The organism is Radicibacter daui, from assembly GCA_030657355.1.
Classification (GTDB): domain Bacteria; phylum Pseudomonadota; class Alphaproteobacteria; order Radicibacterales; family Radicibacteraceae; genus Radicibacter; species Radicibacter daui.
The window spans coordinates 41,803-67,171 of the sequence record CP131056.1 but is presented as its reverse complement, the minus strand read 5'-3'; the positions used below and the strand labels follow the sequence as shown (position 1 = coordinate 67,171).

The following is a 25,369-nucleotide window of genomic DNA, read 5'->3' as shown; positions in this document are numbered from 1 at the left end:
GTGCTGCGCCCCCACGCATGCCCTTGCCCGCCCCGTCGGTCTGCTGGCGCCGGATAAACAAAAGGATCTGCCGGAGAGCAGATCCTTTTGGAGTAAGGAGACGCCACGCTTGTGGGAGTTTATGTCCTCGGAGCGTGCTTTCCAAGAATTCTCTGCAACGTACGGCGGTGCATCTTCAGGCGCCTTGCCGTTTCTGACACGTTTCGGTTGCACTGCTCAAACACGCGCTGAATGTGCTCCCAGCGTACCCGGTCAGCGGACATCGGCTCTTCCGGCGGCGGGGGCAGCGGGGCGCTTTCGCCGCCGCGTAGGGCGGCCTCAACCTGATCGGCGTCCGTCGGCTTGGGCAGGTAATCGATGGCGCCGCTCTTGATGGCTGCCACGGCTGACGCGATGTTGCCATAGCCCGTCAGCATGACGACGCGCACCTCAGGACGGGCGGTGCGCAGGTCGGCCACCAGGTCAAGGCCGTTGCCGTCTTCAAGGCGCATGTCGACGGCGGCAAAAACCGGTGCCGTTTCCTTGAGGACGCTGCGCGCTTCGGCGAGCGAGCCGACAGCCACGACCTCGAAACCGCGCTTTTCCAGCGCCCGGGCCAGCCGGTTGCGGAACGGCGCATCATCATCGACGACGAGCAACGTATCGCTCTCGCCGACAAAACGCATCGGCATCGCGGCGGCATTGCTTTCAAGATCGCTGGTCATCAGTGACATCTACTGGTCCTCGTCTAGTCACTCCGGCGGCACCCCGCCGCCGAAGGGTTCAGGTGAAATAATTCTGTCCCCAGACTATGGCGACTTCCGCGCCGCCCTTGCGGCGGTTGGCGAAAGTCAGCCGGGCGCCGGTGCGTCCAAGCAGGGTCTTGGCGATGAAGACGCCAAGGCCGTGGCTCACCGGCCGGTCATCGTCCCGGGCGGAGAGATAGGGCTCGCCGAGGCGTGCCAGCAGGGCAGGGGCAAAGCCCGGCCCGTCATCGACAATGGTGACGTTGAGGCTGGATGCATCCCACACCAGTTCCACCATCACTTCCCGGGTCGCGAACTGCAGCGCGTTCTGCACCAGGTTGCCCAGCCCGTGCAGCAGCTCGGGCTGATGGGGCAGGCGCGGCTCCGGCCCCTCGGAAAGAGCGATGATCTGCAGGCGCTTGTCCGGTAGCTGGTGCGGCGCTGCCGCCTCTTCGATCAGCTGGGAAAGCGGGACCTGGGCAAGGCGTGCCAGCGGGTCTTCCTGCTGGGCGAGTACCCGCTGGCGGGAAAGGTCGGCCAGAATGTCGCGGCAGCGGGCGGACTGGCTGCGCAGCAGCTCGATATCCTCGCGCAGGGGGCTGTCGGGGGAAACATCGCGTGCCAGTTCGCCGGCAACGACGGAGATGGTGCCGAGCGGCGTGCCCAGTTCATGGGCGAGCGCGGCGGCAAGGGCGCCAACGGCGGACACCTTCTGCTCGCGCGCCAGTGCCAGCTGCGTGGTTGCCAGGGCGGCTGCCGTGCGCCGCGTCTCGGCAGCAACACGCCAGACATACCCGCCGATGAAGAGCGCCGCAAAACTGAGTGAAGCCCAGAGGCCAACGCGGTAGAGCGGGGGAAAAAGAATGTCGCCTTCGCCGCTCCAGTCGAGCGGCTTGTCGAAGATGCCAAGCGCAGCAACACCCAGCACGGTAATGGCGACGAGAATACCGACATGGACCCGGCGCAGCACGGCTGCCGCCACTGTCAGCGGAGCCAGGATGAGCACCACGAACGGGTTCGTGAGGCCACCGGTCAGCGACAGCAGTGTGGTGAGTTGGAGCGTATCGAAGGCCAGATAGGCGGTGGCGGACCGGTCGGAGAGGTGCGGGCTCTCGCTCAGCTGCGCATGGGCGTAGAGGTTGACCGTGATCGAGGAGGCGATTGCCAACATGATCGGCGGGAGCGGCAGGTTCAGTTTCATCCAGCCGATGGCGACACCTACCGCAGCGGTCTGGCCGATAATGGCGAGCCACCGGATCAGTGTCTGTACCCGCAGCGAAAGGCCAAGGTCGGACCGGATCTCTCCGCCCGGTTCGGCAAACAGCCGGGCGGCGCGGGCCGCGATTTCCTCGTTCGCCAGAGTATCTGTGGCAGAATGCGTCATGGCGCTCACCCTACTCCTTCAATAGGCTTAGGGTACCCTGTGTGGCGGAATGTCGCACTTCTGTTCAGGTGAAGCCTGGCCCGCCACCCTTGTGTGTATTTTCAACGGGTTCGGCCAAAAAACCGGTGTCATAAGCCCTGGAGGGGCGAATAAACCTGCCCGCCTGGCGCGTGAGCATGATCACACTGGCCTGCTCTGCCTGGGTAAAAGGTTGGAACGGGCCAAAGAAAAAGCGGCCCCGAAGGGCCGCTTTCCTGAATGGGTGGGCAGAGCACCCGATCTTCAGTTGGTGGTCTGGGCCACCTGCTGGCTCTGCTGCGGCAGGGCTGCGAACTTCTGGTCAAGCTGGTCGCGCATGGCGACGAAACGCTTCAGATCCTTGCCTTCCAGCACCGTCATCACCGGCAGGTCGACGGACATCGGATTAACCTGCTTCTTGTCCACCAGCACCTCGTAATGGAGGTGCGGACCGGTGGCGACGCCGGTCATACCGACATAACCGATCACTTCGCCCTGCTTGACCCGGTCACCCTTGCGCAGGCCCTTGGCGAAGCCGTTCATATGGGCATAGGCGGTGGAGAGGTCGCTGTTATGACGGATACGGATGTAGTTACCGTAGCTGGAGAAGCGGCCGATATATTCGACGGTGCCGTTGCCTGCGGCATAGATCGGCGTGCCCTTGGAGGCGCCGAAGTCGATGCCCTTGTGCATGCGGGTGAAGCCAAGCACCGGATGCAGACGGCTGCCGAACGCCGAGGTGATGCGAGCGCCGTCAACCGGCGTGCGCATCAGGCCCTTCTTCAGCGAATGGCCCTTGGAGTCATAATATTCCACCGAGCCATCGGCCTGTTCGTAGCGGTACATGCTCATCTCCTTCCCGCCCACCGACAGGTGCGCGAAAAGCAGATTGCCCGGCTTGGCAACAGCGCCATCGGCCGTTTCGTAACGCTCGTAAAGCACGTCGAAATGATCGCCCGGCTGAATGTCGCGCTGGAAGTCGACGCCGTAGGAGAAGCCGTGGATCATCTGGTAGAGGATCGCGTCGGGCACGCCGGCGCGGTTACCGGCGGCCAGCAGGCTGTCGTCGATGGTGCCTGAGCCGCCGGCCAGTGCCACGGAGAGCGGCTTCTTTACTTCCTGGCTGCGGAAGGAGAGGTTTTCGCTATCGTCGCTGCCGCGCATGACGATGGCCATGCGCTCGATTTCCGGCTGAAGGGTCAGCGCCTGAAGCTGCGGGCCTTCGTCGCCGCCCGGCTGGATGTAGAGAGTGACCTGCTGGCCGATATTCAGCTTGCGCGGGTCGAACACATCCTTGAGCGCGTCGACGGCGGCGGAAGCCTGGCCACGATCAAGGCCGGCGCGATCCGTCAGCAGAGACAGCAGCGTATCGCCGCGCTCGACGGAAAGCTCCAGCGCATCGGCATTGTCGCTGACGACGTTCGTAAGTTCGTCCGGCAGCGGGTCGCGGTCGGCTGCCGTGGTATCGGCGCTCGCGACGGCGTCGTCACCGGCGGTCGGATCGGTATCGGCATCCGCCGCGTCGACATCGCTGTCGCCTTCATCCGTGCTGGCAGCGCCAATGCCGGTGAGCGAACTGACGCGGCCGAGCAGCGCATCAAGCAGGCCGGGGGTGCGCGGCGCCAGCGGGCCGGGATCATCCACCAGGCCGACGACGCGGAACGGGTTGGTTGCCGGTACGGGAACTCCCGCGGGAGTGGCAGCGTTATTGGTAGAGGCAGATGCATCGGCCACGCGGAACGGGTTGGCCGTCGGCACGGGGGCCAGCGGTTCGGTCGGCTGGACTACTGTCGCCTCGGCGAGTGTCGTCGTCTCGCGCAGGGGATTCGCAGCAGGAAGGGGAGTCACCTCCGTCTTGCCAGCGACCTGTTCGGCCGGGCTCGGAGACGTCATCAGCGCGGTTGCGGCCAGAATCAGACTGGCTGCACTTGCCTTGATCCGCGGCCTCACCGGCGCGGTTCCTGTCCCGGTCGGGAGTAAAGCATCAGTGCCCCCTCAGTTCCGTTCAGTCCACCCGGCTTTCCCTGCGCGCCCGCCGGCAGCAGAAAAAGCGTTTATCTTCCCGCAGCTTGCAATAATTGCCGCATCGTTGGGGATGTCGGCTGCCGCTGCGGTTGCCATCCGGTGCCCGATCCTTTTGTCAGGATTATGGTCAGCCGGCTAACGACCTCAACGAGATCAGGCCGACCTCATCCTCCCGCATGCAGTTCCCGTAACGGGTTGTGCAGCCAGGGGATGTGTCGACCGCTTTGCGTCATATCATACCCACCAACAGCAGAATGCTGGACGGGGCTTTTCATTGTCAACCCATTTACCGCCCTGCCGATGCCTTGATTTTCGTCTCCATTGCGGCCCGCTCGCCCGGTGCTTAGGATCGCCCGCGCCCGCCGGGCGCTTCCCCGGGCTTGTCAGGAGTAATGGCCTTTGAGTTTTGGACGGGCGGTGGCGACGGTCAGCAGCCTTACGCTGGTAAGCCGTATCGCCGGTTTCCTGCGGGATATTCTCACAGCCTCCTTCATCGGTGCCGGGCCGGCGGCAGACGCTTTTTTCGTGGCGCTCAAGCTCCCCAATCTCTTCCGCCGCGTTTTTGCCGAAGGGGCCTTCTCCTATGCCTTCGTGCCGCTTTTTGCCGGCATCGCTGAAAAGGAGGGCGTGGAGCCGGCACGGCGTTATGCCGCGCAGATAGCGACATTGCTGCTGGCGGCGCTGGGCGTGGTCACTGCGTTGGCGATGATTTTCATGCCTTGGCTGGTTATTGCCGTCGCGCCGGGTTTCAACAGCGACCCCTACCGTTATCAGCTCGCCATCGATCTCTCCCGGATCACCTTCCCCTATCTGCCGCTCATCTCGCTGGTGGCGCTGGTGGGAGGCATGCTGAATTCGGTCGAACGGTTCGGCCCCTTCGCCTTTGCTCCCGTCCTGTTCAACGCCACGCTGATCGTCTCGCTGCTGATCGGGCAATTCGGTTTCCACGCGCCGGTCACCGCGCTTGCCTGGGGCACCACGATCTCCGGCGCCGTTCAGCTCATCTGGATGGGCTGGTTCCTCAAGCGCGAGAACCTGTTGTTCTGGCCACGGCTGCCGCGGCTCACCCCGCCGGTCAGACGGCTCTTCATCAATATGGGGCCGGCGGTGATCGGTGGCGGCGTGGTGCAGATCAACGCCTTCATCGATGTGGTTCTGGGCTCTTTGTTGCCGACGGGCGGCATCTCCCATCTCTATTACTCCGACCGGCTCTACCAGATGCCGCTCGGCATCATCGGCGTCGCCATCGGCACCGCCTCGCTGCCGCTGATTGCACGTCGCATCAAGGCCGGCGATGTCGAAGGCGCCCGCTATGTGCAGAACCGCTCCTTCGAGCTTGCGCTGATGTTCGGTCTGCCCGCTGCGGCCGGCCTTGCCGTTGCGGCCTGGCCCATCGTGACCGTGCTCTTCCAGCACGGCGCCTTCACAGCCGAGGATGCGCTCTTCACCGCCCATACCACGGCGGTCTTCGGTCTTGGGGTTCCGGCCTATCTGCTGCTCAAGGGGCTGCAAGCGGCCTTCTTTGCCCGCGAGGATACCCGCACGCCCATGTGGGTCGGGCTGATCGGCATGGTGGTCAATCTCGTGGTGGGGGGCACGCTGCTGCATTTCTATGGTGCGGTCGGCATTGCCGCCGGCACCACGATCGCTTCCTGGGTCAATACCATCCTGCTCATCTATTTCCTGCACCGGGCAGGGCTGCTTGAGCCGGATGAGAGGCTGCTGTTCCGCCTGCGCATCATGCTGCTGGCAACCGCCGTGATGGTGCTGGCTATCCTGGCGGTGCGCGCCGGAGTGGACAGGCTGTTCACGCTTGGCACCTTGCCGGAACTCGGCGGGCTGGTTGCCATCATGGGAGTGGCGCTGACGGTCTATTTCGGCATCTGCGTTGCCTTCAAGGCAATCGCACTTGCCGATCTGCGCAGCATCCTGCATCGCCGGCAGGTGTGAGAGGCAGTCCGCTGCGCCGCATTCCCTTGACCAGTCCGGGCGCGGTTCTTTAAGGCGTTGTGCAACTGCCGCCCCGCAAACGGGTGGCGTCTACCAAGATACTTCTTATCCCGGATGGAGAGTGGCGGTCGTGAAGCGCATTTTCTCGGGCGTGCAGCCCACAGGTAATCTGCATCTCGGCAATTATCTGGGCGCTATCCGCAACTGGGTTGCCCTGCAGAATCGCGATGAATATGAGACGATCTTCTGCATCGTCGACCTGCATGCGCTGACCCAGCAGCCTGAGCCGGAAGCCCTGCGCAGCGCCATCCGCGCCACTGCCGCAGCTTTCGTGGCCGCTGGCGTTGACCCCACCAAATCCGTGGTCTTTGCCCAGAGCACGGTGCCGGGCCATGCCGAGCTTTCCTGGCTCTTCTCCTGCCTCACGCCGCTTGGCTGGCTTAATCGCATGACCCAGTTCAAGGAGAAGGCGGGCAAGCATCGCGACAACGCCGTGCTTGGCCTTTATGCCTATCCGGTGCTGATGGCGGCCGACATCCTGCTTTATCGCGCAACCCATGTACCGGTCGGCGAAGACCAGAAGCAGCATCTGGAACTGGCGCGCGATATCGCCGGCAGCTTCAACCAGCGTTATGGCGTCGATTTCTTCCCGCTGCCCGAGCCGCAGATTCTGGGTGCCGCCACCCGCGTCATGTCGCTGCGCGACGGCACCAAGAAGATGTCGAAGTCGGACGAATCCGACTATTCGCGCCTCAATATGAGTGACGATGCCGACACCATCGCGCTCAAGATCCGCAAGGCCAAGACCGACATGGACGCGTTGCCGGACCATATCGACCTGCTGGAGGCCCGGCCGGAAGCCCGTAACCTGCTCAACATCTATGCCGCGCTCACCAGCCGTCCGCTGGAAGAGGCTGTCGCCGAAATGGCCGGCAAGCAGTTCAGCGATCTGAAGCGCGTTCTGACCGATGCCGCTGTCTCTCTGCTCGGCCCGTTCACGGCGGAATATAACCGCATCATGGCCGATCCGGCGCAGATCGATGCTTTCCTGCGGCTTGGCACCGATCGTGCGCAGGCAATCGCGGCCGAAAATCTTGCCGCTGTCCAGGATATCACCGGGCTGTTGCGGGTGCGTTAAGTCACCAGCTTGGACAATTTGTATCCTTGACGAACAACGGGCGGCGCAGCAGTGCCGCCCGTTTTTTGCATAACTCCATAGTCGACTAATCAATTATTCATACGGATACCTATCCGTTCGCGGTTTTTACGGGCGCGCCACGCTGTGAGTAGCTTGGCGCGAAACGGGGCGCTGTTTGCCTTTCGACCGGACCGCCGCCGCCGGGAACATCTACGAGGCCAATTTAATGTTTTCGCTTGGACAGAAGATCGGGCTGAACCAGCGCTTTACGCTGGGCGTCGGCTTTCTGCTGCTGGTTGCCATCGCTGCCGTGACCTTTGCCGCCCGGCTCAATCTGCAGTCCTATGCAACCAGCCGCGCTGTCAGCGAACAGAAGCAGAGCCTGCGGGTGGCGGCCCATCTCTTCAAGGCGGCTCATTCCGGTATTGATGTCGTGCTGGGCGCGGACGGTAACGTGGAGAAGATTTCCGTCGAGGCAATGCCGGACTTCGGCACCGACTATACGCTGACCGATGAAATCGGCCGCCTGACCGGCAACACGGCCACTGTCTTCGTCTGGGATGACAAGTCGCAGGATTACTGGCGGCGCACGACGAACATCAAGAAGCCGGATGGAAGCCGTGCCGTGGGCACGCAGCTTGGGCAGCAGGGCGCTGTTTATCCCGTCATCCGCGCCGGCAAGGCCTATCTGGGCGAAGCCAATATCCTTGGCCGCGACTACTACACCAACTATGTGCCGATCTTCGACAAGCAGGGTGCGGCCGTTGGCATTCTTTATGTCGGCGTGGAAAAGGCGCGCATTCAGGCGGTAGTGGGCAACGTCACGCAGGTTACCATGCTGGTGGCGGGCCTCGTCTTCGTGGTGCTGATGGTGCTGACGCTGCTGGTCATTCGCCAGTCGCTGCGCCCGCTCGGCAAGTCGGTTAACGCTCTCAACGCCCTGCGCGAAGGCAATCTTGCCGGCGTGCCGGAATTCGAGGGGCGCAAGGACCAGATCGGCGAGATCGCCCGCGCTATCCACCATATGGCAGACTTCCTGCGCGAAAATGCGCGCCTCAAGGAACGTCAGCTTGAGCATGAGCGCGAGATGGCGGTCGAGCGACGCCGTACCCTGAGCGCCATGGCTGACCGTTTCGAGACCGGTGTCGGCCGTATTGTCGGCGACCTGCAGCAGCGCACCTCATCCATGCGCGGTGAGGCCGAGGCGCTGAGCCGTGTTTCCGCCACCTCCATCTCTCAGGCAACTTCCGCTGCCTGCGCCAGCGACAATACCACCGAGACGGTGAATGCCGCTGTGTCTGCCGCCCAGCAGCTGGCCCGCTCCAGCGAGGATATCGGCCGTCAGGTGCAGCAATCGAGCAAGGTGATCGCTGCGGCTGTAGAAGAGGCGCGCACCACCCGCTCGGCAGTCGAAGGGCTGCAGGCTTCCTCGCAGAAGATCGGCGAGATCGTCGAGCTGATCTCCTCCATCGCCAGCCAGACCAATCTGTTGGCCCTTAACGCCACCATCGAAGCGGCGCGGGCCGGCGAAGCCGGTCGCGGCTTCGCCGTGGTGGCAGGCGAGGTGAAGAATCTTGCGGGTCAGACGGCACGGGCGACCGAGGAAATTGCCGCCCAGGTTGGCGCGATCCAGGAAGAGACCCGCCGCAGCGTCACCGCGATCGAACAGATTGCGCAGACGATTGGCGGCGTGGACGAGATCTCCGGCCACATCGCCCGGGCTGTGGGCGAGCAGCAGCATGCCACACGTCACATCGTCGACAATATCGACAAGGCGGCCGAGGGTACCGGCACCGTCTCCAGCAATGTGAAGGGCCTTGATGGCGCGGCGCGCCAGACCGGCGAAGCGGCAACGACCCTGCTGGATAGCGGCAATGCGCTGATGGAGCGCAGCAACGAGCTGGCCTCTACCTTCGCCGATCTGGTGCAGCAGATCCGTCAGGGCTGAAACAAAAGGCGCCCCTCCGAGAGGGGCGCCTTTTATCTATCCGGCATGTTTTGAAACTCAGGCAGTACCGGGCTGGCCAAGCGCCATGACCCGGCGCTGCAGTTCCGCCATCAGCTGCTTGCGGTCGCCGATGCCGGCCAGCTCCGCCGGCGAGATTGGCTCGCCGATGCCGACACGAAGCGTGGAGCCGATGCGTCCGCGCACTTCCCGGAACAGCAGCGAGAGCCGGAGCGTCAGGCTGACATGGCTTGCGATCTGGAACAGGCGGCTGTTCTGGCCGTGGAAATAGATCGGCACCACCGTTGCCTTCGAGGCCGAGATGAGCTTGGCGGTGAAGGTCTTCCACTCCAGCTCGACGGCATGGCGGGCGAAGGGTTTGGGTGTGGTGGCAACGCCGCCGCCCGGAAACACCACGATGGTGCCGCCCGACTGCAGCAGCTTGAGCGCCGAGGCGCGCGTTTCCAGATTGGTGCGCAGCGCTTCCGGCGTTTCGGCAAAATCCACCGGCAGCACATAGGGCTGCACCTCCGGCGCCTGGTAGAGCACCGAATTGGTCAGCACTTTGAATTCGCTGCGGACCAGCGAAACGAGGTGCGAGATGACGATGCCATCCAGCACCCCGAACGGGTGATTGGCGACCACCACCAGCGGGCCTTCCCGCGGAATGTCAGCAAGGCGCTGATGGTCGTAGTCGAGATTGAGTTCCAGGCGGCGCACCGCAGAGGCCCAGAAATCTTCTCCCGGGCGTGGGGCGCGGCGATGCTGGAGATAAAGTCGGCGCAGATGCGGCTGACCGGTCGCCTTCTCGATGGTGCGGATGGCAAGGCGCTTGAAGGGCCCGTCATCCGGTGAGGCGTAGGAGAAATTGGGTTCATCGCCGGCCGGCGGCAGGGCCAGCTGCGGAGCCGAAACCGCGAAGGGACGGGCGGCAAGCCGTGGGCTGCGCAGGTCGGGACGCGGGTCGAGTGGGCTGTGGGTCTGCAAGATCGGGCTGTCGGCTCGGGTGTGCTGGAGTGGGGGCTCAGGCGCGCACTATGACCGTCATTCCTATAACCAAAACATTACGATTTGGCGTCAGCCATTTTGCAAAAATGACCTCTCTATCCGGGAGGATAAGCCGGCAGCCTTCAACGGTATGCCGGCATCGTTCCGTGCCGGAGACCTAAGGCGCGAGTGCGCCATGGGCGAGATTGGCCGCCAGCGCCAGCATCACAAGGCCGATGGCCAGATCCAGTGCGCGCCAGGCAGCGGGGCGTGAGAGCAGCGGAGCAAGGAAACGGGCGCCGAAGCCGAGCGCGGCGAACCAGGTGAAACTAGCAAGGGCCGCCCCGGTGATGAAGAAGGGCCGCTCGGGCGCCATGAGGCTGGCACCCACTGCCCCCATCAGCATCACGGTGTCGATATAGACATGCGGGTTGAGGAAGGTGAAAGCCGCAGTGCCGGCCAGCGCGGCGCTCAATGTAAGGCCGGCCTGCTGGCTGAGCACCAGCGCTTCCGGATGCGCCGCACGGCGCAGCGCGGAGATGCCGTACCAGCTGAGGAAGATCGCCCCGCCGAGGCTGAGGCCCAGCGACAGGCCGGGGATAAGGGCGAGAATGCCGCCAAGGCCACTGACGCCGGCAGTAATGAGCGTGGCATCCGCCGCCGCGCAGAACAGCACGATGGGCAAAACATGCTCCCGCTTCAGCCCCTGGCGCAGCACGAACATGTTCTGTGCGCCGATGGCAATGATCAGGCCGGCGGACAGGGCAAAGCCCTTGGTGAAGGCGGGGAGGAGCGAAGTCATCATGGGCCCTTTGATGACGCGCGGCCGCGCTGTAATCTAGCTAAAGATTCTTATCCTGAATTAGGCTGGCTAATGCTGGACTACCCCTCTCTTGCCGCTGTTGCTGCCGTGGTGCGTGAAGGCAGCTTTGAAAAGGCAGCCGCCGTTCTCGGCATCACGCCGTCGGCAGTTTCCCAGCGGGTGAAGGGGCTGGAGGAGCGTGTCGGTGCGATCTTGCTGACACGGGGTGTCCCCTGCCGGGCAACCGAAGTGGGGGCGAAACTGTGCGCCCATGTCGAACAGGTTCGCCTGCTGGAAAGCGACGTGGTGGGGGCGCTGCCCAAACTCGCCGATCAGGCGCAGGGGCCGGCGATGGTGCGGGTGGCGGTCAATGCGGACAGCATTGCCACCTGGTTTTCCGCCGCTGCGGCACGCTTCAGTGCCGAGACAGGTGCGCTGCTGGATTTCGTGATGGAGGACGAGGCGCATACTGCCGGCAGGCTGCGCAGCGGCGAGGTGATTGCCGCGGTGACGGCGGACCCGGCCCCGGTGCCGGGCTGCAAGACCTATCCGCTGGGCGCCATCCGCTATGTCGCCGTGGCGAGCCCCGATTTCATCACCCGCTTTTTCGCCGGCGGCGTGGATGCGCAAAGCCTGCAGCAAGCACCGATTCTGCGCTTTGACCGCCGGGACGAATTGCAGTCGCGCTGGGCGCAGGCGGCATGGGGCATCCGCCTTGCCGCGCCCTGTCACTGGCTTCCCTCCACGCAGGGCATGCTGGACATGACGCTTGCAGGCCTTGGCTGGGCGATGACACCGCCGGTGCTGGCCGAACGGCATCTGGCGGCAGGGCGGCTGGTAGAGCTGGCGCCGAAACTTGCCATTGATGTAGCGCTCTACTGGCAGCGCACGCGGCTTGCCACGCCGCTTCTGGAACGGCTGACGCAGGCTGTCCGCACCACGGCAGCGAAAAATCTGCTGAAAGTCTGAGGCGGCCAGGCGCGAAAGACCAGGCGCGAAAGAAAGGAACGACCACGATGCTGATTGCGGTGCTGGCGGACATTCACGGAAACCTTGCGGCGCTGAAGGCGGTATTGGCGGACCTTCAGCCCCGCCGGCCCGGCTTGATCGTCAATCTGGGCGACTGTGTTTCCGGCCCGCTGGACGCCGGGGAAACGGCGCGCGAGCTGATGCGCCTCGGCTGGCCGACGGTGCGCGGTAACCACGACCGCTATGTGGTAACGCCGGGCGGGGGCGGGCTGTCGGATGCCCATGCCCGCTCCGAGTTGTCGGCGGAGCAATCGGGCTGGCTTGCTGGTCTGCCGGCGACGGTGTCTTTGCTGGAAGGGCGCCTTCTTGCCTGCCATGGCACGCCCGTGAGCGACGAGGAGTATCTGGCCGAGCGGGTGATCGCTGGCGAGATGGTGCTGGCGGAGGCGGAGCAGATAGCCGCACGGCTGGGGGATACCGGCAAGGCGGAAGTAATCCTGCACGGGCACAGCCACCTGCCACGCTGGCTGCGGCTGGCGGATGGGCGCCTGCTGCTCAACCCCGGCAGCGTCGGTTGCCCGGCCTACCTCGACCATGATCATCGCATGCAGACCGGCAGCCCCGATGCGCGTTATGCGCTGCTGAAGGGGCCAGAGCAGGAGGGGGAAGAGTGGCAGGCGGAGTTCGTGACGGTCAGCTATGACTGGCAAGCCGCCGCAGTGCTTGCGGCCCAGCGCGGGCGGGCGGATTGGGCCGAGGCGCTGGCAACGGGACGGGTGACGCCGGCATGAGCCTGCCGGGCAGCCTTGATCGCCGCCGCCAAAGCGCTTAGGAAACGAGCCCGCACTTACAGTCAGTTTTGCCTGACGCCATCTTGCCCATATGGGAGCTCGCCAGTGCCCGCCTATCAGCCGGTTCGCGGCATGCAGGACATGCTGCCGGAAGACTATCGTCGGTTCCGTCACGTGGTTGACACCGCCCGTGCGGTGGCCGGGCGTTATGGCTTCGAGCATGCGGACACGCCGATCATGGAAGTGACCGATGTGTTCGCCCGCTCGATGGGCGAGACGTCGGATGTCGTCTCCAAGGAGATGTACAGCTTCGAGGATCGCGGCGGCGAGAACGTGACGTTGCGCCCGGAAGGCACCGCCGGCATGGTGCGCGCCTTCATCTCCAACGGTCTGCAGAACCAGGTGCCGTGGAAGGTGTTCTATGCCGGGCCGATGTTCCGCTATGAGCGCCCGCAGAAGGGACGCTATCGCCAGTTCCACCAGATCGGTGTCGAGCTGATCGGCGTGGAAACGCCGGTGGCGGATATCGAGGTGATCGCGACGGGTGCGCATATCCTTTCCGCGCTTGGCCTGGGCGACAAGATCACGCTCGAGCTCAACACGCTGGGCGACCTTGAAAGCCGCGCTACCTACCGCGAGGCGCTGGTTGCCTATTTCACCGGCCATGCCGACAAGCTGTCGGAAGACAGCCGCGTGCGCCTGCAGCGCAACCCGCTGCGTATCCTCGACAGCAAGGATGAGGGCGACAAGGCGCTGGTGGTGAATGCCCCGCGCTTTGACGATTACCTCAATGAATATTCGCTCAGCTTCTTTGCCCGGGTCCGCGAAGGGCTGGAGGCGATTGGCGTGCCCTATGTGCGTAACCAGACGCTGGTGCGCGGGCTCGACTACTACACCCACACCACCTTCGAGTTCACCACCACGGCGCTCGGCGCGCAGGGCACGGTGCTGGCCGGCGGCCGGTATGACGGCCTTGTCGAGCAACTGGGCGGCCCCAGGCTGCCGGGCATCGGCTGGGGTTCGGGCATTGAGCGGCTGATGATGCTGGCCGATCAGGCGCCGGCAGCGCCGCGTCCGGTGGCGCTCATTCCGCTGGGTGAGGCTGCGGAGCGCAAGGGGCTGGTGCTGGCCGAGCAGCTGCGCCGCGCCGGGCTTTATGTCGAGATGGGTTACAGCGGCAACCTGAAGCGCCGCCTGCAGCGCGCCGACAAGCAGAATGCCACTCATGCGGTTATCCTCGGTGAGGATGAACTGGCCAAGGGCGTGGTCACGGTGCGCGACCTTACCAGCGGTGAGCAGCAGGAAGTGGCCTTTGATCAGCTGGCACCGCGGCTGACGGCCTGATTCCGGCAGGGTTTCGACTTCAAAAACAAAAGCCCGGCATCCAGTGATGCCGGGCTTTTGTTTTTGCGGAGCCCCTTACCAGTCGTGGCGGGTGCCATCGCCGGTGAAGAAGCTGACATCGGCAGGGCCCTGGCGGACGAAGCCGATATCCTTGAGCCCGGTGTCGGACAGCCGGTCGAGCGCACGGCGGGTGGCAAGGCGCTGCGACCAGCGGGCAAGGGTGCGTGACAGGCTGAAGCCTGAGCGATGGCTGGCAGCAGCCTTACGGTCGGTGCGCAGGAGAAGAGCAAAGCTCATGATCAAAACTCCTCTGAACACGGAAACGAAACGGCGCGAAGGCCGGTTTCAAAGCCCGTCCCACGGGCGGTAGCGGGAATAGGGGTTCATCATCGACAGCGACTCGTCGCGGCGCAGGCCGATGTCGTTGAGGCCGGAATCGGACAGCCGGTCGAGAGCCTGGCGGGTGCGATGGACGCGCCAGAGGCCGACAAGGAAGTCGCCGACAGCTGCGAAGCCGGAGCGAAGCGGGCGGCGAGAAGCAAGGCGGGCCGCGGCTTTGTGCGATACCATGGACATGTTCGTTACTCCCCGTATGAGGTGCCGCGAGAGGCTCGCGGTGCCGATGGAGGGAGAATGACAGGTCAAAGCTGACAGCAGCGTGTCAGGTATGTTCCCTTAAGGTTCCAAAAAAGTAAAAATCATCGGGGCCTCACGGGAAAACGGCATGAATCCTATCGAAAGGGCGCTCGGCATCCTGCTGATGCTTTCGGGCGGGCGGCTGGTGCCGGCGACGGCGATTGCCGAAAAGTTCGAAGTGTCGCTGCGTACCATCTACCGGGATGTCGACCGGTTGCTGGCGCTGGGCGTGCCGGTGGAGGCCGAGCGTGGAGCCGTGGGTGGCTACCGGCTTGCCGACGGGTATCTGCAAGCGCCTGTGGCCCTCACCCGCAGCGAGACGGCGGCACTGCTGGTGGCGCTTGCCGTGGCGCGGGGATTGAAGGCGACTCCGCTGGTGGCCGAACTCGACAGTGCGCAGGGCAAGCTGCTTGCCTCCATGCCGCGGGCAGCGCGGGAGCTGCTGCTGGATGGCTCGCGCCTTGTCGGTATCGAGCGCCAGCCGCCCGATATCTTTCATGGCCGGTACGACACCAAATCGGCGACGCTGTCGCAAAGCGCGGTCGATGCCTTCATGAGCGGGCTGCTCACTGCCCGGCGGGTACGATTCGAGCACCGCAATCCTTCGCGGGAAAGCTCGCGCTTTTATGAGGTGGAGCCGCGCGCCATCCTGTTTGACCGCGATCTCTGGTACCTCGTCGGCCATTCCATCGATGCCGGGGACATCCGCATGTGGCGGGCGGACCGGGTGATCTCCATGGAGGTGATGGGCATGGCCTTTCGCCAAGACCGGGAGTTCAGCGTGCAATCGATGCTTGGCCGCTCCTGGCTGGGGCGCGCCATGGAGCAGTGGGCGCAGGACAGCGAGATGACACGCATCCGCATGACGGAGCGGCAGGCCGAAACGCTGCGGCAGGACTGGTACTACGCCCATGCACTGTTCGAGCCGGACGAAGACGGCAAGGTTCGCATGACAGTACCCGACACCAGCCCGCGCGCCATGCTCTCCCTCGTGCGCTGGCTGGGGCCGGAGGCTGAATTGCTGAGCCCGCCACATCTTCGCCAGCAACTGGCTGAGGAACTTGCCACCATGGTGGGGCGCTATGGCGACATGCAGGCCCGCGGAGCGGTAACGGGCTGACAAAAAGCGAAACTCCGGCCTCTCCCCGTGGGAGCGGCCGGTGCGCGCGAGCTTGAAGCGAACCGCCAAAACGCCTAGGAACGCTGCACTTTGATTTTCAGAAAGCCGGGAACTGCCGTATGGCCGTGATGCTTGAAGACAGCTTTCGGCGGGTGCTCGCCCGCTTCGATGAGCTGGGCGACACGCTCGCCAGCGGTGTGGAGGGCGAGAAGTTCGTCGCCCTGTCCAAGGAATATGCCGAGCTGGAGCCGGTGGCCGGTGCCATCCGGTCGCTCGATTCCGCCCGGCGCGAATATGCCGATCTGGAAGCCTTGATGGACGACCCCGCCACCGACAGCGAAATGCGGGCGCTGGCAGAGGAGGACTATTACCGGCTGAAGCGCGAACTGCCGGAAATCGAGCTCAAGGTGCAGATCGCGTTGCTGCCCAAGGATGCCGACGACGACAAGTCGGCGATCCTTGAAGTGCGCGCTGGCACAGGCGGCGAGGAAGCGGCGCTGTTTGCTGCCGACCTCTTTGCCATGTACCAGCGTTATGCCGCCCTCAAGGGTTGGCGCTTCGAGGTCATGGAGGCCAGCGAAACCGGCATCGGCGGCCTCAAGGAGGGTGTGGCCAGCATCAATGGCAGCGGGGTCTTCGCGCGGCTCAAATATGAATCCGGCGTGCACCGGGTGCAGCGGGTGCCGGAAACGGAGAACAGCGGCCGTATCCACACCTCCGCCGCCACCGTGGCCGTGCTGCCGGAAGCCGAGGATGTCGATATCGACATCAACGAAAATGATCTGCGTATCGACGTTTTCCGGGCCTCTGGCGCCGGTGGGCAGCATGTGAACCGTACGGAAAGCGCTGTGCGCATCACTCACCTGCCGACCGGGATCGTGGTGAGCCAGCAGGACGAAAAATCCCAGCACAAGAACCGCGCCAAGGCGATGAAGATTCTGCGCGCCCGGCTATATGACCGTGAACGACAGATGCTGGACAGCGAGCGCGCGGCCGACCGCAAGGCGCAGGTGGGTTCGGGCGATCGTTCGGAACGCATCCGCACCTACAATTTCCCGCAAGGCCGGGTGAGCGATCACCGCATCAACCTGACGCTCTACAAGATCGCTGATGTGATGATGGCGACTGCGCTTGACGAGATCATCGAGCCGCTGATTGCCGAAGAGCAGGCACAGCGCCTTGCGACATTGAAGTGACAGGGGCGCCGTCATGACTGCCGGGCTGGATCAGCCGACCAGTTACCGCATCCTGCATCGGCAGGCGACGAAGCGGCTCACTGAAGCCGGGCTCGACACACCTTCGCTTGATGCGCGGCTGCTGCTGGAAGCGGCGACCGGGCTTGATCATGCCGGTTTCCTGCTGCGGCGAGACGAGGCAGCGCCTCCTGAGGCCGCCGGGGTCTTTGCCGGTTTCATCGAACGACGCCTTGCCCGTGAGCCGGTCGGGCGCATTCTCGGCCATCGCGGTTTCTGGACACTTGAGCTGGAACTTTCTCCGGCAACGCTGGAGCCGCGCCCGGATACCGAGCGGCTGGTGGAGGGGGTGCTGGAGCTGGTGGCAGATCGCCAGGCGCCGCTTACCGTCGTCGATCTGGGCACCGGTACCGGCTGTATCCTGCTGGCGCTGCTGAGCGAACTGCCGAACGCCATCGGCCTTGGGCTGGATCGCAGCGAGGAGGCGGCCGCTACGGCGCGCCGGAATGCCGGGCGGAACGGTCTGTCAGACCGGGCTTTTTTTGCTGTCGGCGACTGGACGCAGGCGCTGGTGCCGTATGGCTTCGACATTATCGTCTCCAACCCGCCCTATATTCCGAGCGCCGATCTGACCGGGCTGGATCCGGAAGTCCGGCTGTTCGACCCGCAAGCCGCGCTTGATGGCGGGCCGGACGGGCTGGCTCCCTATCGTGTGCTGTCCGGAGCGGCCCCAACCCTGCTGAGGGATGGCGGGATCATCGGGTTCGAGGTTGGAATCGGACAGGCTCAGGATGTTGCTGAAATGCTTAAGCAACAACTGGGAGATACACCTATAGTTAAAAATGACTATCAAGGCATAAACCGTTGTGTATTGGCGAAGCATTGATCGTCAACATTTGTAAAAAACTTAGGGGGGCTTGCTTAAGCCACCTATGATTGTGCCCTCAGGGGAGTCTGGGTAGAGGCTCTCCCAGGGGGAGGGAAAGTATGTCCCTGGAGCGATGGCGCAAGATGGCGCGAATTCACGGCACGCTGCTGTGGCTGATCGCGCTTATCCTGACGATTATTGCACTGATGGCCGGCACCCTCGGCTGGACGACCTATGCCGTTCGCAACGAGCAGGCTGCTACGGATGGCTGGCGAGACTACGGCCGTAATGCCGGCGAGCTCTATACCGTCATTGGCTATAACGGTTTCATTCATAACTTCAAGAACTGGGTTCTGCGTGGCGAGGAGGAGTTTTACGTCGCCGCCCGGCAGAATTTCGCCGTTGCCGACAAGGCGATGGACAGGCTGCTGACGCTCACACCGCCTGATCTGGCGCCGGAAAGTGTCACGGGTCCGGTGGCGACGATCCGGCAGACGCTCGACCGGTATGAAGGCATGCTGGACAAGGTACGCCTCTATCGCAGCCAGCAATTGGGTATTGGTGAGATCGACCAGCGGGTAAAGGTTGATGACGCCGGTGCCGCTGCGGCGATTACTGAGCTGCGCCGTATGATCACAGCCGGCATCAGCGGTCATCTGTCGGCAGTCACCCGCCTCGCGGCACTGCAGCTTGCCCTGACGACGGCGCTGCTCGCAGCCTTGCCTGTCGCGGCGGCGGCCCTCTACCTGCTGGCTCGGCCGATCCTGAATTATGCCAGGCTGCGTCATGCCGCCGAAGCGCACAGGGATATTCTGGCGGGAGTGATCCGGGGGCTGGATGATGCCGTCCTCGTGGTCGATATGACCGCAACCATCGTTATTGCCAACAGCCGGGCCGACCAGCTCTTCGGTTATGGGGATGGTGTGCTTGAGGGAATGACGGTGCATGAGTTGGTGCCCGATGCGACGCGTGGCCACCATGATGCGCTGGTCAAAGGCTTTTTTACCGGCTCGGCGCGTGAAAAGGTAATCGGCCGTTGGCGGGAGATCAAAGGCCGGCGGGCCGATGGCAGCCTGTTCCCCCTCATCCTCAACATCCACAAGGTGGAAAGCGAGGCGGATACTTTCGTCTCCGTGCTGGTGCGGTCGCTGGAAAACCAGGATGTCGTCGACGCCCAGCTGAGCCGCGAAGAGGCCATTGCCGCCAACCGCATCAAGACCCGGTTCCTGCGGTTGATGAGCCATGAGATGCGCACGCCGCTCAATGCCATCATCGGCTTCTCCAGCATCATTGCCGACGAAATGTATGGCCCCGGCCAGCCGCGGGAATACATCGAGTATGCCGGCGATATCAATGTTGCCGGCAATCACATGCTGCGGCTCGTCAATGATGTGCTGGAGTTTTCGCGCTACAGCGATGGCAGTGCCGCGCTGGAACTGGAAACCACGGATATGTTGCCGCTGGTGCAGTCCATCCTTCGTGCGTTCGAGAGCGCCGCCGCTGGCAGGGGGGTGTCGCTCAGGCTCGAAGCGGATCCCGCCGGCGACTGGCGCGGTCTTGCCGAAGGGGCGGCCTGCCGGCGGGCGCTGCACCATATCCTCGACAATGCCGTGCGGTACAACACCGCGGGCGGCGCGGTGACGGTGCTGCTGCGCGGCAACAGAAGCTTTGTCGGGGTGGCCGTTATCGACACCGGGCCCGGTTTCAAGGCCGCGGACACCTCGCGCCTGCTCTCGCCTTTCGAGCGGGGCGGGGAGGCGGCCGATCTTTTCGGCAGCGGTCATGCCGATGGCGGGCTGGGATTGGGGCTGCCGATCGCGGCCCGGGTCATGGAACTGCAGGGCGGGCGGCTGGAAATTGAGAGTACGCCGGGCGAGGGAACCAGGGTCGATCTTTATTTCGGCCGGCCGCGTGAAATGTTCCTGCCCGCTCCGGCCCGCCAGAGCGAGCGGGTAACGGAGCCCGGCAACCTGCCGGACGGGGCGGCCTGAAATTCTGACTGCTGCCCCGATACCGGAGCCGGTGCAGTCGGTAGCAGGCTGCCCTGCTAAAAAATGGCTTGGAAAGGTGCGGGATTGCCAGTACCGTCCAGATTGTTACATGGACCGGGCGAAAAAAACGGCTTTTGCCGGATAAGCGCATCGGACCGGTAACCCCAAAGCCGCAAAGGGAATGGCCGCCTGCTTCAGGCAGGATGGCACGCAGCACAGGCCGGGTTCGGCCCCGGGTGCCCCTGTATCTGCGTTGTGGCACGAGAAGGTAGTCATACGGCGATATGAGAGGTTTGCTGCGGTCTTGCCCGTTAAAACCGGGAAAGTTTGCAGCAGTATCGCGAACGGCTTGCCTGATCCCGTGCCGGTAAAGAGCGGCAACACCCGGCCTTTGAAACCAAAAAAGACGTGTCCGATGAGACAAGGAAACAACCCGCGCCGATCCCGTAACAAGGGCGGCAATGGGGGCGGTGGCAACAACAACAACAATGGTGGCAATCGCCGCCAGGTGCCGTTGCGCAGCCAGAATTTTGACAGCAATGGCCCGGATGTGCGCATTCGCGGCAATGCCTGGCAGGTTTACGAAAAATATATGGCGCTGGCCCGCGATGCCCAGACTTCGGGCGATCCGGTGCGCGCCGAGAACCTGATGCAGCATGCCGAGCACTACATGCGTCTCATTAACCTCGCCAACGAGGAGAATAATGAGCGCGGTGGTCGCCCGCAGGGCGGCGATAATAATTTCTACTCCGGCGACCAGCCTGCTGTGACCCAGTCGAACTACGGTTTCGGCGGTGAAGGTGGCGAAGCGCAGGAAGGTGGCGAGTTCACCGCCCGTGAGCCGCGCCGCGATGACAATCGCGACGAGGGTTATCGCGAGGAAGGCCGTGACAACCGCCGCCGCGAATTTTCGCGCGACAACAACCGTGATGGCGGGCGGGATAATCGCGATCGTGACAACCGCGACCGGGACAATCGGGACGGCCGCGAGCGTGACAACCGTGACCGTGATAATCGCGATGGCGACCGGGACTGGCGCCGTGAGCGCAACAACCGTCGCCAGGCGGCCGAGAGCAATCAGGGCAGCGCTGAACCGGCTCCACAGCCGGCCGAGACCGGCGAACCGGCAACGCTGTTCTTGGATGTAAGCCAGCCGGCAGACGCCGCCCCGCGTACCGAGCGCGAACCGCGCCAGCCGCGCCGGCGCCGTGAGCCGCGCCAGCCGCGTGGCAGCGAAGGTGGCGAGGGTGAGACGCTCGATGCCGGTCTGCAGCGCCAGCTTGGCCTCGGTGGCGGTTCCCGCCGCCGGGAGCGTGAGGCTGTGGACAATGATGGCGGCAGTGAAGAGGTCGATGCCTGAGGGCAACGGCTGAGCGCTGGCTGAAATGATAAAAGGCCGCTTCCTGTCAGGACAGGAAGCGGCCTTTTGTTTTGGGGGGCGCCCCGATTGCCGTCAGTCCAGCAGGATGCAGACATCGCCGGGTGCGATACGACCCGGCTTGACGACTTCGGCGTAGACGCCAAGCAAAGGATTGGCCCCGCCCTGCCCAAGGGTAGCGAACAGGGGAAGGTCGCGTTCCCCGCTATCGAGGCTGGTATCGATGACCCGGCACCGGCGGATGGGGCCGGTGATGCGCAGTTCGGCTTCGCCGAGGCGCAAGCGCCGCCCTCGCCAGCCTAGTTCCTCATTGGCGGCCAAACCTTCAACCACCAGATTGGAGCGAAAACGCCGGGGGTCGAGCCCTGAAAGGTCGAGGCGTTCGCGCAGTGCGGTGACGGAAGCTTCCGCCATCAGCGAAAGCGAGGCAGGGCCCTGAAACCCGCCGCGGAAGCTGCCTTCCGGCGCAATATCCAGCGGATCGAGAATATCGAGAGCGGCGGCGATGGCGGCGGCAAGCTCAAGCCGGCCGGTGTCGCTCGCCGGATCGGCGGCGGCAATGGGAGCGCCCGCGCGGCTGAGGATAAGGCGGCTTTCGCCTGCACCGGCACCCGGTGCCCCTTCCAGCCGGGCATCAATGGTGGCGATGGCGGGTTTGCGCAGCAGCACTGGCGGCGGGCCGCGCCGGACAGGCGCAAAGGCACGGTCGCCGGGCAGAGCCGCGTGGAAGCCAAGCGCGGCACTTTCCAGCGCCTCTCCGCCCAGCCCCTTTACGGGGTAGCGGAAGAGGCCGGCAAGGGTAATGGCCATCGGGAGGTTTCAGCCTGGGATGAAAGCCGGGGCGATCAGGAGAGAACCAGCACGTCGCCCGGAGCGATCCGTCCGCCCTTCACCACGCGGGCGAAGATGCCGCAATCGATATTGCCGAAATTGTCCTTCAGGACTGACAGCATCTTGATATCGCGCTCGGCCGTCGTCGGGTCGACCTCGGTGGCGGCGCAGCGGTCGATGGCCTTTACGATTTCGAACTCGCATTCGCCGACGGTGAGGTTGCGCCCGATCCAGCTCGCCTCCTCCCACGCGCCAATACCCTCTATCAGCAGGTTGCCCCGAAACCGCATCGGATCGACCGGCCGGCCGGCAAAGACTTCTACCTCGCTGACGCTTGCCTTGTTGATCAGCGAGAGAAAGGGCTTCGACTGATCGGTGAGAACAAGGCCTTCCGCGCCGTCGCGCGCGTCAACCACGCGCACGCCGCCATAGGTCATGTCTTCGTCAATGTAAGCGAGCATGAAATCTTCCAGCGCGGCGCGGCCCTCCGGCGTTTCCAGATCGGCTTCGACGCGCACATGCCCATCGACGGCTACGGTCGCCGTGTGACCGTCCGCCATGGAGAGACGCAGGTTGGCGAGCGGTGCGTTGCGCATCAGCTGCAGGAAGTGACTCTTGCGCTGATGTGTCGGCTGTTCCGGCTCGCAGGCACTGCGGGCATGGGCGAGGGCGAAGCGACGATCACCCGCGATACCGGCTTCGGCTTCAAGTTCGGCGCTTTCCAGCGACTGGGCGGTCATGCCCTTGATCGGATAGCGGAAAATGGCTTCGATGCTGGCGCCCATGGCAGTGTGCTCGGCTCTTTAGGAAAGGGGGCCGGCTTGCCGGCAGCTTCATGGCGATCCTATAGTCTTGCCATGCCCAGCCGCAAGCTCACGACACTGCGCCGCCTGATCAGACGGCCGGCCCTGCCTGACACGCTGCCCTTGCCGACAGGGCGGCTCCCGGCGCACGCACCAGTCGAGACGCAGGAAGGGGCAGAAAGCGCGGCGGAGCCTGTTTCGGTGGCGATCCGCCCGCATCCCAATGCTCGCCGGCTGACCCTTAGGGTGGATGCTGCGCGCGGCGTAGTGCGGCTCACGGTGCCGCCGGGCATCGGAATCGGCCAGATCGAAGGATTTCTGGACCGGCATGCCGACTGGGCGCGGCAAAAGCTGGAAGAAGCGGCTCCGCGCGGATCGCTTGCCGATGGTGAGATCATTCCCTTCAGGGGAGAGCCGCACCTGATCCGGCATGACCCTGCACTCGGCCGTCGCGTGGAGCGGCGTCTGGCGCGCCCGGACGAAACAGGGCCCGGCATTGCCGGCGTCCTGGCGGTGGGCGGGCCCGCCGAGCATGTGGCAAGCCGGCTGCTTGCCTGGCTCAAGGCCGCTGCGCGCAAAGAACTGGCCGAGCGCTCAGACAAAAAGGCGGCACTGCTGGGCAAGGCGATATCCCGGATTACCGTGCGAGACACGCGCAGCCGCTGGGGTTCCTGCTCCAGCAGCGGAGCTCTCAGTTTCTCCTGGCGGCTTATTCTCGCGCCGGAGGCGGTCATCGATTATGTGGTCGCGCATGAGGTGGCGCATCTGGCGGAGATGAACCACTCTCCCGCCTTCTGGGCCGTGTGTGCGCGTCTCAGTGAAGAGGGGCTTGCCCCGCGCGACTGGTTGAAGCGCCACGGTTCGGCGCTATGGCAGGTGGGGTAGGCGCGACGCGACCCTGAGGGGTTGGTTTATCGGGTACGCAGTGCAGAAAGCTGGCGTCCCCGAGAGTCGAAATTACTCTCCGCCAGCCATTGCTCGAAGCGTGCCTTTATAGCCGGCCATTCACCGTCGATGATGGAGTACCAGGCGGTGTCGCGGTTGCGCCCCTTGACCACCATCATCTGGCGGAAGGTGCCCTCATAGCTGTAGCCGAGCCGCTCGGCCGCGCGTTTGGAGGCGGCGTTGAGAGCGTTGCATTTCCACTCAAGGCGCCGGTAGCCGAGATCGAAGGCATAGCGGGCGAGCAGGAACAACCCTTCCGTTGCGGCGCGGGTACGCTGCAGGGCCGGGGAGAACCATACATGGCCGATCTCGATCGTGCCCTGTGCCTCGGTGATGCGCAGGAAACTGGCGATGCCCTGGGCGGCGCCATCGGCATCGAGATTGCGGAAGACAAAAAACAGTGGATCGGTGCTGGCGGCCTGTGCGCGCAGATGTGCCTCATAGGCTGCCGCGCTCTCGAAGGGGCCATAGGCCAGATAATCCCAGGTCGGGTTGGCCGCCAGGTCGAGGGCAAGAGCGGAAAGGCCTGCGAGATGGCGGGCTGGATCGAGCGGCTCCACCAGGACATAACGGCCGGCGAGTTCAACACGTGCCGGTGGCGGCGGGGCCTTGAAGTCGACCGGGGTGCCGAGGGTGTCCTTGTCCTGCGTGGTCATGGCGTTCTCCCGCTTTTCATGTCCTGCCTTTTCCTCTGCTTGCCCCAGAGCGGGCGCCGGTTCAAGCCGCCGGTTCAGGCCGTGGTATCGGCGCCGGTCTTCAAAGCCCGAGCAATCCGGAAACGAAGGCCGGCACGAGCTGGCTTGCCGGGCCGAAACGGGCCTCGGCAAAAGCAGATCGGCCGGCGGACGGCTCCAGATTGAGCTCCAGCGTATGGGCGCCATGCAGTGCCGCTTCGGCGACAAAACCGGCGGCGGGATAAACCGTGCCGCTGGTGCCGATAGAGACGAAAAGATCGGCGTCGGCGATGGCAGCCATGATCTCGTCCATGAAAAGCGGCATTTCTCCGAACCAGACGATATCGGGCCTGAGACTACCCGTGGCGCCGCAGGCGGGGCAGGCGGTCTCCACCATCAGGTCGCCGTGCCACTCCCGCCCGCCTGCACAGGCGAGACAGCGAACCTTCAGAAGCTCCCCATGCATGTGGCGCAGCCCCGCGCCACTGCCGGCGCGTTCATGCAGGTTGTCGATATTCTGGGTAACGAGCAGGAAACTGCCCTGCCAGTGCTGCTCCAACCGGGCAAGCGCGAGATGGGCCGGGTTGGGAGCGATAGCGGCATCAAGCAACTGGCGCCGGCGCCAGTTGTAGAAATCCTGCACGCGTTCCGGACTGGCCGCAAAGGCTTCGGGCGTTGCCACCTCTTCCAGCCGAACCTTCGACCAGATGCCGTCCGGTCACGAAAAGTGGCAAGTCCGGACTCGGCGGAGACGCCGGCTCCTGTCAGTATGACGATCGATGCGTTGCGGTGCATCTACCTCCAGCCTTTCTTGTGCCAGGCGCTCCGGAAACGGACCCGGCGGGGAACTGC

At 64.2% G+C, this 25,369-nt stretch carries 22 protein-coding genes and 1 pseudogene; 12 read left to right on the top strand and 11 right to left on the bottom strand.

The window, feature by feature from the left end:
• Nucleotides 1-119: 119 nt before the first annotated feature.
• The 3 genes from QTL98_RS00310 to QTL98_RS00300 form a co-directional block, all read right to left on the bottom strand.
• On the bottom strand, nt 120-671 hold the full coding sequence (locus tag QTL98_RS00310) for an ActR/PrrA/RegA family redox response regulator transcription factor (RefSeq protein ID WP_510637599.1): 552 nt from the start codon (nt 669-671) through the stop codon (nt 120-122).
• A gap of 91 nt (nt 672-762) precedes the next feature.
• Nucleotides 763-2,109, bottom strand: coding sequence for an ActS/PrrB/RegB family redox-sensitive histidine kinase (locus QTL98_RS00305; protein ID WP_445680246.1), 1,347 nt, complete (start codon nt 2,107-2,109; stop codon nt 763-765).
• Nucleotides 2,110-2,391: 282 nt separating this feature from the next.
• A complete protein-coding gene (locus QTL98_RS00300) occupies nt 2,392-4,077 on the bottom strand; it encodes a M23 family metallopeptidase (RefSeq protein WP_445680245.1) in 1,686 nt (561 codons plus the stop codon).
• A gap of 474 nt (nt 4,078-4,551) precedes the next feature.
• On the opposite strand from QTL98_RS00300, the gene murJ reads away from it, so the two are divergent.
• From murJ to QTL98_RS00285, 3 genes are all read left to right on the top strand, one after another.
• Complete coding sequence (murJ, locus tag QTL98_RS00295; RefSeq protein WP_445680244.1) at nt 4,552-6,102, top strand: murein biosynthesis integral membrane protein MurJ; 1,551 nt, start codon at nt 4,552-4,554, stop codon at nt 6,100-6,102.
• A gap of 130 nt (nt 6,103-6,232) precedes the next feature.
• Complete coding sequence (gene trpS, locus QTL98_RS00290) at nt 6,233-7,240, top strand: tryptophan--tRNA ligase (RefSeq protein WP_510637508.1); 1,008 nt, start codon at nt 6,233-6,235, stop codon at nt 7,238-7,240.
• 226 nt (nt 7,241-7,466) lie between these two features.
• On the top strand, nt 7,467-9,188 hold the full coding sequence (locus QTL98_RS00285; protein WP_445680242.1) for a methyl-accepting chemotaxis protein: 1,722 nt from the start codon (nt 7,467-7,469) through the stop codon (nt 9,186-9,188).
• 57 nt (nt 9,189-9,245) lie between these two features.
• Here QTL98_RS00285 and QTL98_RS00280 read toward each other — a convergent pair whose 3' ends face one another.
• Nucleotides 9,246-10,172: a lysophospholipid acyltransferase family protein gene (locus QTL98_RS00280; protein ID WP_445680241.1), complete on the bottom strand. Its 927-nt coding sequence runs from the start codon at nt 10,170-10,172 to the stop codon at nt 9,246-9,248.
• Between the two features lie 178 nt (nt 10,173-10,350).
• Nucleotides 10,351-10,974, bottom strand: coding sequence for a LysE/ArgO family amino acid transporter (locus QTL98_RS00275; protein ID WP_445680240.1), 624 nt, complete (start codon nt 10,972-10,974; stop codon nt 10,351-10,353).
• Nucleotides 10,975-11,046: 72 nt separating this feature from the next.
• Between QTL98_RS00275 and QTL98_RS00270 the strand changes: the two genes are divergently transcribed.
• The 3 genes from QTL98_RS00270 (at nt 11,047) to hisS (ending at nt 14,078) form a co-directional block, all read left to right on the top strand.
• A complete protein-coding gene (locus tag QTL98_RS00270; protein ID WP_445680239.1) occupies nt 11,047-11,943 on the top strand; it encodes a LysR family transcriptional regulator ArgP in 897 nt (298 codons plus the stop codon).
• A gap of 47 nt (nt 11,944-11,990) precedes the next feature.
• Complete coding sequence (locus QTL98_RS00265; RefSeq protein ID WP_445680238.1) at nt 11,991-12,734, top strand: metallophosphoesterase family protein; 744 nt, start codon at nt 11,991-11,993, stop codon at nt 12,732-12,734.
• 105 nt (nt 12,735-12,839) lie between these two features.
• Nucleotides 12,840-14,078 carry a histidine--tRNA ligase gene (hisS, locus tag QTL98_RS00260; protein ID WP_445680237.1) on the top strand — a complete coding sequence of 413 codons (1,239 nt, stop codon included), beginning with the start codon at nt 12,840-12,842 and terminating at the stop codon, nt 14,076-14,078.
• Nucleotides 14,079-14,153: 75 nt separating this feature from the next.
• Here the strand turns inward: hisS and QTL98_RS00255 are convergent, their stop codons facing one another.
• On the bottom strand, nt 14,154-14,375 hold the full coding sequence (locus QTL98_RS00255) for a DUF1127 domain-containing protein (protein ID WP_445680236.1): 222 nt from the start codon (nt 14,373-14,375) through the stop codon (nt 14,154-14,156).
• A 48-nt stretch (nt 14,376-14,423) separates the two neighbouring features.
• Nucleotides 14,424-14,654: a YjiS-like domain-containing protein gene (locus tag QTL98_RS00250; RefSeq protein ID WP_445680235.1), complete on the bottom strand. Its 231-nt coding sequence runs from the start codon at nt 14,652-14,654 to the stop codon at nt 14,424-14,426.
• A gap of 148 nt (nt 14,655-14,802) precedes the next feature.
• Here QTL98_RS00250 and QTL98_RS00245 point away from each other — a divergent pair, with 148 nt between their 5' ends.
• From QTL98_RS00245 to QTL98_RS00225, 5 genes are all read left to right on the top strand, one after another.
• Nucleotides 14,803-15,834 carry a helix-turn-helix transcriptional regulator gene (locus tag QTL98_RS00245; protein WP_445680234.1) on the top strand — a complete coding sequence of 344 codons (1,032 nt, stop codon included), beginning with the start codon at nt 14,803-14,805 and terminating at the stop codon, nt 15,832-15,834.
• A gap of 125 nt (nt 15,835-15,959) precedes the next feature.
• The gene (gene prfA / locus QTL98_RS00240; RefSeq protein WP_510637598.1) at nt 15,960-17,030 is read left to right on the top strand and encodes a peptide chain release factor 1; all 1,071 of its coding nucleotides are present in this window, start codon (nt 15,960-15,962) and stop codon (nt 17,028-17,030) included.
• Between the two features lie 13 nt (nt 17,031-17,043).
• Nucleotides 17,044-17,913: a peptide chain release factor N(5)-glutamine methyltransferase gene (gene prmC / locus QTL98_RS00235; RefSeq protein ID WP_445680232.1), complete on the top strand. Its 870-nt coding sequence runs from the start codon at nt 17,044-17,046 to the stop codon at nt 17,911-17,913.
• A 101-nt stretch (nt 17,914-18,014) separates the two neighbouring features.
• Complete coding sequence (locus tag QTL98_RS00230; protein ID WP_445680231.1) at nt 18,015-19,886, top strand: sensor histidine kinase; 1,872 nt, start codon at nt 18,015-18,017, stop codon at nt 19,884-19,886.
• Between the two features lie 415 nt (nt 19,887-20,301).
• Entirely contained in the window at nt 20,302-21,246 is a 945-nt protein-coding gene (locus tag QTL98_RS00225) for a DUF4167 domain-containing protein (RefSeq protein WP_445680230.1), read from the top strand.
• Nucleotides 21,247-21,339: 93 nt separating this feature from the next.
• Here QTL98_RS00225 and QTL98_RS00220 read toward each other — a convergent pair whose 3' ends face one another.
• Complete coding sequence (locus tag QTL98_RS00220; protein ID WP_445680229.1) at nt 21,340-22,074, bottom strand: MOSC domain-containing protein; 735 nt, start codon at nt 22,072-22,074, stop codon at nt 21,340-21,342.
• Between the two features lie 35 nt (nt 22,075-22,109).
• Complete coding sequence (locus QTL98_RS00215; RefSeq protein ID WP_445680228.1) at nt 22,110-22,880, bottom strand: MOSC domain-containing protein; 771 nt, start codon at nt 22,878-22,880, stop codon at nt 22,110-22,112.
• Nucleotides 22,881-22,916: 36 nt separating this feature from the next.
• Between QTL98_RS00215 and QTL98_RS00210 the strand changes: the two genes are divergently transcribed.
• Nucleotides 22,917-23,783 (top strand): M48 family metallopeptidase, encoded by an 867-nt coding sequence (locus tag QTL98_RS00210; RefSeq protein WP_445680227.1) that lies wholly within the window; start codon nt 22,917-22,919, stop codon nt 23,781-23,783.
• 26 nt (nt 23,784-23,809) lie between these two features.
• Here QTL98_RS00210 and QTL98_RS00205 read toward each other — a convergent pair whose 3' ends face one another.
• Nucleotides 23,810-24,499, bottom strand: a complete 690-nt coding sequence (locus QTL98_RS00205; RefSeq protein WP_445680226.1) for a GNAT family N-acetyltransferase — start codon at nt 24,497-24,499, stop codon at nt 23,810-23,812.
• Nucleotides 24,500-24,599: 100 nt separating this feature from the next.
• Nucleotides 24,600-25,312: pseudogene (gene cobB, locus QTL98_RS00200) on the bottom strand (Sir2 family NAD+-dependent deacetylase).
• Nucleotides 25,313-25,369 lie beyond the last annotated feature (57 nt).